Below are 10241 nucleotides of genomic sequence, written 5' to 3' on the forward strand. Positions count from 1 at the left end.
TCACAAGGCGCCACCGGCGGATGCCGAGTGCGATCGATGTGCGGGGGCCGGCTCGCGTTTGTCTTGCAGCACGGCCGTCTCTTTGGCCAGTTGCTCGTCGACAAGGCTGCCAAGGCTCACCTGCGAGAGATAATTGAAGATGGTGGCATTGAGGTTGGTCCACAAGTCGTGCGTCATGCAGCGTTGGTTGGGACCGTGACAGTTTTCGCGGCCGCCGCACTGGGTGGCGTCCACCGGCTCATCGACCGCGACAATGATGTTGGCGACCGAGATGTCCTCGGCGGCGCGCGCCAGCGTATAGCCGCCGCCGGGGCCGCGCACGCTGTCGACCAGCTCTGCCCGGCGCAGCTTACCGAACAGCTGTTCCAAATAGGAGAGCGAGATATTCTGACGTTCGCTGATGCCGGCCAGCGTAACCGGGCCCTTATCCTGGCGCAGGGCCAAGTCCAGCATGGCCGTGACGGCGAATCGGCCTTTGGTGGTCAAGCGCATGGTGAGGATGCTCCCAGAGAAATGAGGTCGAATTGATTATACACAAAACCTGAGTATTTTAGTCAACTATTATCACTCGGCTGGGATAGCTTACAGTAGATAGTTGATCATTTTACTAGGAAATGACGCGGTTGTGATCGTTTTCTGACAACGTGAGCATCCTATTGGTATATTTCTGCTTTGCGCAGAACAAAAATGGCGGGCGGCGGACATCGCGCCTGCCGGCAGAGGAGAGAGGGGAATACGCATGCATCAGGCAGTAGTCATCAGCGGCACCGGGTTGTTCACCCCGCCGCACGCCGTCAGCAACGAGGCGCTCGTCGCCGCGTTCAACCGTTACGTCGCCGAATACAACGACAGTCATGCGGCCGAGATTGCCGCCGGGCGCGTCGACGCGCTGGTCGAATCCAGCGCCGAATTCATCGTCAAGGCCTCAGGCATTCGCCAGCGTTATCTGATGGATAAGGCGGGCGTGCTCGACCCGGCGCGCATGCGGCCGTATTTGCCGGAGCGCGGCAACGACGAATTGTCGCTGCAAGCGGAGATGGCGGTGTCGGCCGCGCGGTCCGCGCTGGAGAATGCCGACCGCGCGCCGTCCGATGTCGATATGGTGATCGTGGCGTGCTCCAACATGCAACGCGCCTATCCGGCGATGGCGGTCGAGGTGCAGCACGCACTCGGCATCGAGGGCGCGGCCTTCGATATGAACGTCGCTTGTTCGTCCGCGACCTTCGGCATCCAAAATGCCGTCAATGCCGTCCGCGGCGGCAGTGCCCGCGCCGTACTGGTCGTCAGCCCCGAAATTTGCTCGGCCCATCTGAATTTCCGCGACCGGGACAGCCACTTCATTTTCGGCGATGCCGCCAGCGCCGTGCTGGTCGAGCGCGCGGACATGGCGCGGTCGCCCCAGGTGTTCGAGGTGCTCGGCACTCGGCTCGCGACGGTGTTTTCCAATGCCATTCGCAACAATTTCGGATTTTTGAATGTCTGCGACGAAGCGGGCATAGGCAAGCCGGATAAACTATTTATTCAGCAAGGGCGTAAGGTGTTCAAGGAGGTCTGCCCGATGGTGGGCGAGCATATCCTGAGTCATTTGGCCGAGCTCGATATTGCGCCGGAGCAGGTAAAGCGTTTTTGGCTGCACCAAGCCAATCTGTCGATGAATCAGCTCATCGCCCGTCGCGTGCTGGGACGGGACGCCACAGAGGCCGAGGCGCCGGTGATTCTTGACCGCTACGCCAATACCAGCTCGGCGGGCTCGATCATTGCGTTCCATTTACATCGGCGCGATCTGGCGCTAGGCGATGTTGGCGTGATTTCGTCTTTCGGTGCCGGCTACTCGGTCGGCAGCGTGGTGCTGAGGGTGCACCAAAGTCGTTGATGACGTGGGCCTTTTGCCCCAATGCAGTGCACGCGCGCCGGATGACCGGCGCTTTTTTTTGACATTAAATGCCGCCTTTCCCTGCTTTTGCGCGAATCCTCGGATTGTGGCTTGTCAAATTCGACACAAATGCATAATGTATACCCGCAAGGCCCACGAGGCCTGATTAAAAATAAATAGAGGAATAGAGAGATTATGCGAGATGCAAAAAAAGCACTGCTGGCAGCTGGTCTGCTGGCGGCCGCGTCGTATGCGTCGGCGGCCGGAACGCTGATTTACTGCTCTGAGGGTAGCCCGGCGGGTTTCGATCCGGGTCAGTACACCGCCGGTACCGATTTCGACGCCTCCGCCGAAACCGTGTTCAATCGCCTGGTGCAATTCCAGCGCGGCGCCACCAAGGTCATTCCCGGCCTGGCAACCAAGTGGGACGTTTCCGCCGATGGGCTGAGCTACACCTTCCATCTGCGTTCGGGCGTGAAATTCCACACCACCGACACCTTCAAGCCGACGCGCGACTTCAATGCCGACGACGTGGTCTTTACCTTCGATCGCATGCTGAACAAGGATAATGCGTTCCGCAAGGCGTATCCGACCGACTTCCCGTACTTCTCCGACATGGGCATGCCGGACAACATCGTCAAGGTCGAGAAGGTCGATCCGATGACCGTGCGCTTCCAGCTCAAGAGCGTCGACGCCTCGTTCCTGGCCGACCTGGCCATGAGCTTCGCCTCGATCCAATCGGCCGAGTATGCCGACAAGCTCTTGAAGGACGGCCACCCGGAGCTGATCAACAGCCAACCGGTGGGCACCGGCCCGTTCATTTTCAAGCGCTATCAAAAGGACGCGCAGATTCGCTTCGCCGCCAACAAGCAATACTGGGATAAGGCGGAAGGGCCGAAGGTCGACAATCTGATCTTCGCCATCACCACCGACCCGTCGGTGCGTTATCAAAAGCTCAAGGCCGGCGAATGCCAAGTGGCCGCCTACCCGCGCCCGGCCGACGTGGCCTTGATGAAGGCCGATCCGAAACTGCATGTGCTGACCCAGTCCGGCTTCAACGTCGGCTACCTGGGGTACAACGTGCTGCATAAGCCGTTGAACAACCTGCAAGTGCGCCAAGCGCTCGACATGGCCATCAATAAGTCGGCCATCCTGACCGCGGTCTATCAGGGCCAGGGTCAACCGGCGGTGAACCCGATGCCGCCGACCCAGTGGTCGTACAACAAGAGCGTCAAGGACGCGCCGTTCAACCCGACCAAGGCCAAGGCATTGCTGGCGAAGGCCGGCTTCCCCAACGGCATGGACATCAATTTGTGGGCGATGCCGGTACAGCGGCCGTATAACCCCAACGCCAAGCTGATGGCCGAAATGATTCAGTCCGACTGGGCCAAGATCGGCGTTCGCGCCAAGATCGTCACCTACGAATGGGGCGAATACCTGAAGCGCGCCAAGGGCGGCGAACACGACGCCATCCTGGTGGGCTGGACCGGCGACAACGGCGACCCGGACAACTGGCTCAACGCGCTGTTGGGTTGCGAGGCCGTCAACGGCAACAACTACACCAAGTGGTGCTACAAGCCGTTCGACGACCTGATCCAAAAGGGCAAGCGCACCACCAACGTGGCCGAGCGCACCAAGCTGTACTCGCAAGCCCAAGTGATCGCCAAGCAGCAACTGCCGTTGACCACCATCGCGCATAGCACGGTGAACGAGCCGACGACCAAGAACGTGGTCGGCTTCAAGGTCAGCCCGTTCGGTCTTAACTCCTTCTACGGTGTCAGCGTCAAGTAACCGTTAAGGCAGATCGCGCCCGGGGGAGGTTTCCCCCCCGGGCGTGCTTGGTTGAAATCAGAGAGGCGAATCATCGCCCGGATAGCCTGGTCAACAGGGGCAAGATAGCAGCGCTCGTCAGACAGCGGCGCCCGGTCCGTCGCATGCGACGGCACGGCGGCGTTTTGCGCGGCCGCGCCGCGCGGTCCCCCCTGCCTTCCTTTCCGATGTCTTTTTTCACCACTGCCACGACAAAAAAGCATAGGCGCGGCCTTCGGTAGGGAAGCGCCGCGTGGAGGTACACGCATGTTCTCATTCATTCTACGGCGCCTGTGGCTATTGGTGCCGTCCGTTCTGGGCATTACGCTCTTGACCTTCGGGCTGATCCATATGATCCCCGGCGATCCGGTCGAAGTGATGGTGGGCGAACGCACGCTCGATCCGGTATTGCATGCCGCCGCGCTGCACCGGCTGGGGCTCGACCTGCCCCTGTATCAACAATATTTCAACTACGTCGGCCATCTGCTTTCCGGCAATCTCGGACAGTCGCTGGTGACGCGCGACAATGTCTGGGACGAATTCACCACCTTGTTCCCGGCCACCCTGGAGCTGGCGATTTGCGCCATGCTGTTCGCGGTGGTGGTCGGCTTATTGGCGGGGGTGATCGCCGCCATCAAGCGGGGCTCGGTGTTCGATCACGGCGTCATGGGGCTGTCGTTGGCGGGGTTTTCCATGCCGATCTTTTGGCTCGGCCTGCTGCTGATCATGCTGTTCTCGGTCAAGTTGGGCTGGACGCCCGTGTCGGGCCGCATCGACCTGGCTTTCGATATTCCGGTGCGCACCGGCTTCATGACCATCGATGCCTGGATCGTCGAACACAATGATCCGGCCAACTATGCCGGCGCCTTCCGCGATGCGCTGGCGCATTTGATTCTGCCCGCGGTGGCGCTTGGCACCATTCCGATGGCGGTGATCGCTCGGATGACGCGCTCGTCGATGTTGGAGGTGCTGCGCGAGGACTATGTGCGCACCGCGCGCGCCAAAGGACTGTCGCCGGCGCGAGTGATCTTCATCCACACGCTGCGCAACGCGCTGATTCCGGTGCTGACGGTGGTCGGCCTGCAAGTGGGTACGCTGATGGGCGGCGCCGTGCTGACGGAAACCATCTTCTCCTGGCCCGGCATCGGCAAATGGCTGATCGACGCCATTCAGCGCCGCGACTATCCGGTGGTGCAAAACGGCATCTTGCTGGTGGCGCTGTTGGTCATCGTGGTGAACTTCGTCGTCGATATTCTGTACGGCATCGCCAATCCGCGCATTCGTCACGCCAAATAATCGGGAGCGTTCATGACAACCCAAGTACAACTCGGCGCTGACGACAAGGCGCTGACCTATCCCTCGCCGTTGAAGGAGTTCTGGCAGGGGTTTTCCTATAACAAAGGCGCGGTCATCGGGCTCGTGTTTCTGACCCTGGTGGTGTTCGCCGCGTTGCTGGCGCAGTGGGTGGCGCCGTACAGCCCAATCGAGCAGTACCGCGACGCCATGCTGACGCCCCCCGCCTGGGCCGACGGCGGCAGCGGCAGGTTTCTGCTCGGCACCGACGAGATCGGCCGCGACATGCTGTCACGTCTGATCTACGGCGCGCGGCTATCGCTGATGATCGGTCTATCGGCCGTCTTGTCGTCGCTGATTCCCGGCATCGTTCTCGGCCTGTTGGCGGCCTTCTACCCGAAGGTCCTGGGACCGTTGATCATGCGCGTGATGGACGTGATGATGGCGCTGCCCTCGCTGTTGCTGGCCATCGCCATCGTGGCGATCCTGGGGCCGAGCATGCTCAATACCATCATCGCCATCTCGGTGGTGTCCTTGCCCGGCTACGTGCGCCTGGTGCGTGCCTCGGCCATGACGGAGCTTAATCGCGACTACGTGACCGCCGCCCGCGTCGCCGGCGCCGGCACTTTGCGGCTGATGTTCATCACCGTGCTGCCCAACTGCATGGCGCCGTTGATCGTGCACGCCACCATGAGCTTCTCCTCCGCCATCCTCGACGCCGCCGCGCTCGGTTTCCTCGGCATGGGCGTGCAGCCGCCGTCCGCCGAGTGGGGCGCCATGCTCTCCAGCGCGCGCGACTATATCGAGCGGGCTTGGTGGGTCGTGTCCTGGCCCGGCCTGACCATTCTGTTGTCGGTGCTGGCGATCAACCTGATCGGCGACGGTTTGCGCGACGCGCTCGACCCGAAACTGAAACGCGCGGCGTGAGAGGAAAATCATGAGTCTGTTGGAAATCAACAATCTGTCCGTGCTGTTCGGCGCCGAGGCCAATCCGTTCGCGGCCGTCGAGAGTCTGGATCTGAGCGTCGAGCAAGGCGAGATCGTCGGCATCGTCGGCGAATCCGGTTCGGGGAAATCGGTCACCATGATGGCCATGATGGGGCTGTTGGACGGACAGGGTCGCATCGTCGCCGACAAGCTGCTGTTCGACGGCAAGGATCTGCTGAAGTTGTCGGCGCGCGAACGGCGCAAGATCATCGGTAAGGATATCTCGATGATTTTCCAGGATCCGATGACGGCGCTGAATCCCAGCTACACCGTCGGCTATCAGATCATGGAAGTGCTCAAGGTGCACCAAGGGCTCTCCGGCGCGGCGCTCAAGCGGCGCGCCATCGAGTTGATGGAAATGGTCGAGATTCCCGCCGCGGCGATGCGCTTGGCCTCCTACCCGCATCAGATGTCCGGCGGGATGAGTCAGCGCGTGGCCATTGCCATGGCCATTGCCTGCAACCCGAAGCTGCTGATTGCCGATGAGCCGACCACCGCGCTCGACGTCACCATCCAGGCGCAGATCATGTCGCTGCTGGTCAATCTGCAGAAGAGCCACAACATGGCGCTGATCCTGATCACGCACGATTTGGCGGTCGTGGCCGAGGTGGCGCAACGGCTGGCGGTCATGTACGCGGGGCAGGTGGTGGAAGAGGGCGCGATCCCGGCGATCTTCCGTCAACCGCTGCATCCGTATACCGAGGCGCTGCTGTCCTCCATTCCGGAGCATAGCCAGGGCGCTCGCCGGCTCCATACGCTGCCGGGCATGGTGCCCGGCCACTATGACCGCCCCAAGGGCTGCCTGTTGTCGCCGCGCTGTCCCTATGTCGCCGACCGCTGCCGTGGCGAGCGCCCGGCATTGGTGCCCAACGCTACCGGCGCCGTGCGCTGCTATTTCCCCCTTTCGGCTAAGGATGCGCAATGAGCAACGTATTGCAGGCACGGGATCTGACCCGTCACTATGAAGTTTCCCAAGGCTTTCTGCGCGGCCATGCGACAGTCAAGGCGCTCAACGGCGTGTCTTTCGATCTGCAGGCCGGCCGCACGCTGGCGGTTGTCGGCGAGTCCGGCTGCGGCAAGTCGACCTTGGCGCGCCAATTGACCTTGATCGAACCGCCGACTTCCGGTTCGCTGCTGCTCGATGGCCAGGATGCCGCCAAAGCCAGCGCGGCACAGCGCAAAGCCATGCGCACCAAGGTGCAAATGGTGTTCCAAAACCCGTACGCGTCGCTGAATCCCCGGCAAAAGATCGGCGCGCAGTTGGCCGAGCCGTTGCTGATCAATAGCCGGCTTTCCGCCGCCGAGCGCATGGAGCGCGTGCGCGAGATGATGAAGCTGGTCGGGTTGAGACCGGAACATTACTATCGCTACCCGCACATGTTCTCCGGCGGCCAGCGTCAACGCATCGCCATCGCGCGCGCCATGATGCTCAATCCGAAGATCGTGGTGGCCGACGAACCCACGAGCGCGCTCGACGTGTCGATTCAGGCGCAGGTGCTGAACCTGTTCATGGACCTGCAGGAGTCGTTCAACACCACCTATGTGTTCATTTCGCACAACCTGGCGGTGGTCGAGCATGTGGCCAACGACGTGATGGTGATGTATCTCGGCCGCGTGGTGGAGATTGGCGCCAAGGACACGTTGTACGCGCGCCCTTTGCATCCGTACACCCAGGCGCTATTGTCGGCCACGCCGTCCATCCATGCCGAGGACCGACGCATTCAGATCAAGATCCAGGGCGAGTTGCCAAGTCCGCTCAAGCCGCCTTCAGGCTGCGCCTTCCATAAGCGTTGCCCGTTCGCCGCCGAGCGTTGCGCTCAGGAGTCGCCGGCGTTGCGGCCGCTGGAAGGGCGTCAGGTGGCTTGCCACCGTGCCGAGGAAATCCATGGTTGAACCGACGCCCCACCAAGTGGGGCGTTTTTTTCCGCTGTGCATTGCACAAAAAAGGTTTTGACCTGCGCCTGGTCAGAGGCTACAGTCGGCCATATCCTATGGTTTCTGACAGGGCAACGCCGTGAAGAGAGCTGTGTACGCCGGAAGTTTCGACCCGGTGACCAATGGGCACTTGTGGATGATCCGCGAGGCCGTCGAATTGTTCGACGAGCTGGTGGTGGCAGTGGGCGTCAATCCCGACAAGCACTGTACCTTCTCGGTCGAGGAGCGGATCGACATGCTCAATGCCGTCACCCAGGGTTTCAATAAGCTCAAGGTCGACGTTTTCAGCAACCAGTTTTTGGTCAACTACGCCCAGTCGGTCGACGCCAACTACATTGTGCGCGGTATCCGCACCGCCACCGACTACGAGTACGAGCGCACCATGCGCTACATCAACACCGATCTGCATCCCGATATCACGACGATTTTTCTGTTGCCGCCACGGGAATACGCCGAGGTGTCCTCGACCATGGTGAAGGGACTGGTCGGTCCGCGCGGCTGGGAGACGGTGATTCGTCAATACGTGCCGGATCCGGTCTATCGCAAGCTCACCGCGATGTATGCCTCCGGCGACGTTTGAACCTTGCCTGATTTGACAGCGGCGCGCGACGGCATCAAGCTGTCGCGCGTCTTGTTTTTTGTGCCCGGCCCACCGGGATGGAGTCTTCCTCATGTCAGACATCAACGCCTTCGCCAACCGCCTGGGCAAAAACTTCAAGCATTTCGGCAAATGGGCGAAGCGGCAGGGCATCGGTGCCTGGCGGGTGTATGACCGTGATATTCCGCAGTTTCCGCTGGTGGTGGATATCTACGGCGACCATGCGCACTTGCAGGAGTACGACACCGGCTGGGAGATGAGCGACGAGGAGCATGACCTTTGGCTTGGCGCGGCGCAGCAGTGCGTGGGCGACGTGATCGGCATCGCGCCCGAACGTATCGGCGTCAAGACGCGCCGGCGGCAAAAGGGTGCCAGCCAATACGAGAAGACGGGCCAAGTCGGCGAAGATTTCGTGATCGAAGAGTTCGGACAGCGCTTCTGGGTCAATATGGACGCGTACCTGGATACCGGTCTGTTCCTGGATCATCGCAATACGCGCAAACGCGTGCGCGATGAGGCCGGCGGCAAGCGTTTTCTCAATCTGTTCGCCTATACCGGCAGTTTTACCGTTTATGCCGCCGCCGGGGGCGCGGTGTTATCGGAAACCGTGGATCTGTCCAATACCTACCTGGATTGGGCGGGACGCAATTTTGAGCTGAACGGTCTGGATGGGGCGCGCCACCAGCGGGTGCGCAGCGACGTATTTCAATATCTGACGGTGGCGATTGCCGAGCGCAAGACGTTCGACATGATCGTCATGGATCCGCCGAGCTTCTCCAACTCCAAGAAGATGAGCGATACCCTGGACGTACAGCGCGATCATGCCTGGCTGATCGAACAGGCGATGAAGCTCTTGTCGCCGGACGGCGTGCTGTACTTCTCCAACAACCTGCGCAGTTTCGCGTTGGACGGCAAGCTGCCGTTGTTGTACCACGTTAAGGATCTTAGCGCCGCGTCGGTGCCGGAAGATTTTCGCAACAAGAAAATCCACCAGTGCTATCAAATCATGCATCTGCCGTAAGGGGCTCGCGCGCTATCGTCCTAGTTAAAAAATTCAATCCGTTAACTATCTTGTGAAATATAGGGGCTGACTCTATTCTCCTGAATAACATAATCGGGAGAGGAGGAGCCCATGGCCGTCTTGGACTTGAACGCCGATAACTTCAATGCCTCGGTGGATCGCGACGGTATCGTGATTGTGGATTTCTGGGCGCCCTGGTGTGGCCCGTGCAAGATATTTGGCCCGGTGTTCGCCGCCGCGGCGGAGAAGCACCCGGATATCCTGTTCGCCAAGGTCAACACCGAAGATCAGCAGACGTTGGCGCAATACTTCAATATCCGTTCGATTCCCACGCTGATGGTGCTACGCGACCGCACGCTGATTTACAACCAAGCCGGCGCCATGATGTCGGCGCAGTTTGAACAGTTGATTCAGGCCGTGCGGGATTTGGATATGAATCAGGTGCAGCAAGAAGCCGTTTAATGGCTGGATACGGATTGCCTAGCAGGCGGGCGCGAGCCCGCCTGTTTTTTTATTTTCTTGCCGATCAACGGTTTGCGCTCTTGCAGCGATTTTGTCGCCAAATAGGGGTTGACGCCCCTAAGCAGGGTGGGTATAGTTCGCCTCCTCGCTGCAGCAACAACGCAGCACCGCTCTTTAACAGAACAGAACAACCGATAGGTGTGAGTGCCGGGGGAGCCCGACACTTGCACTGCAAGAGACAGAAAGTACCTTCGGGTTCTTTT

The 10241-nt window shown here is 60.5% G+C and carries 10 protein-coding genes; 9 read left to right on the forward strand and 1 reads right to left on the reverse strand.

What is annotated here, in order from left to right; translation table 11 throughout:
• Positions 1 to 492: a Fe-S cluster assembly transcriptional regulator IscR gene (gene iscR, locus JOZ06_RS19880; RefSeq protein WP_293235657.1), complete on the reverse strand. Its 492-nt coding sequence runs from the start codon at positions 490 to 492 to the stop codon at positions 1 to 3.
• A 247-nt stretch (positions 493 to 739) separates the two neighbouring features.
• On the opposite strand from iscR, the gene JOZ06_RS19885 reads away from it, so the two are divergent.
• From JOZ06_RS19885 to trxA, 9 genes are all read left to right on the forward strand, one after another.
• A complete protein-coding gene (locus JOZ06_RS19885) occupies positions 740 to 1873 on the forward strand; it encodes a beta-ketoacyl-ACP synthase III (protein WP_293235659.1) in 1134 nt (377 codons plus the stop codon).
• A gap of 195 nt (positions 1874 to 2068) precedes the next feature.
• Entirely contained in the window at positions 2069 to 3664 is a 1596-nt protein-coding gene (locus JOZ06_RS19890; protein ID WP_293235661.1) for an ABC transporter substrate-binding protein, read from the forward strand.
• A gap of 285 nt (positions 3665 to 3949) precedes the next feature.
• Entirely contained in the window at positions 3950 to 4978 is a 1029-nt protein-coding gene (locus JOZ06_RS19895; protein WP_293235663.1) for an ABC transporter permease subunit, read from the forward strand.
• Between the two features lie 12 nt (positions 4979 to 4990).
• Positions 4991 to 5902 (forward strand): ABC transporter permease subunit, encoded by a 912-nt coding sequence (locus JOZ06_RS19900; protein WP_293235665.1) that lies wholly within the window; start codon positions 4991 to 4993, stop codon positions 5900 to 5902.
• A gap of 10 nt (positions 5903 to 5912) precedes the next feature.
• Positions 5913 to 6887, forward strand: coding sequence for an oligopeptide/dipeptide ABC transporter ATP-binding protein (locus tag JOZ06_RS19905; RefSeq protein ID WP_293235667.1), 975 nt, complete (start codon positions 5913 to 5915; stop codon positions 6885 to 6887).
• Positions 6884 to 7855, forward strand: coding sequence for a peptide ABC transporter ATP-binding protein (locus tag JOZ06_RS19910; RefSeq protein WP_293235669.1), 972 nt, complete (start codon positions 6884 to 6886; stop codon positions 7853 to 7855). Before JOZ06_RS19905 ends, JOZ06_RS19910 begins: the two co-directional genes overlap by 4 nt.
• A gap of 121 nt (positions 7856 to 7976) precedes the next feature.
• Positions 7977 to 8477 carry a pantetheine-phosphate adenylyltransferase gene (gene coaD, locus JOZ06_RS19915; RefSeq protein ID WP_293235671.1) on the forward strand — a complete coding sequence of 167 codons (501 nt, stop codon included), beginning with the start codon at positions 7977 to 7979 and terminating at the stop codon, positions 8475 to 8477.
• Positions 8478 to 8568: 91 nt separating this feature from the next.
• Positions 8569 to 9516, forward strand: coding sequence for a class I SAM-dependent methyltransferase (locus JOZ06_RS19920; RefSeq protein WP_293235673.1), 948 nt, complete (start codon positions 8569 to 8571; stop codon positions 9514 to 9516).
• A 111-nt stretch (positions 9517 to 9627) separates the two neighbouring features.
• A complete protein-coding gene (gene trxA, locus JOZ06_RS19925) occupies positions 9628 to 9978 on the forward strand; it encodes a thioredoxin (protein WP_293235675.1) in 351 nt (116 codons plus the stop codon).
• Positions 9979 to 10241: the final 263 nt, after the last annotated feature.

The sequence above is a fragment of the Paludibacterium sp. genome, from assembly GCF_019232825.1.
Lineage (GTDB): Bacteria > Pseudomonadota > Gammaproteobacteria > Burkholderiales > Chromobacteriaceae > Paludibacterium.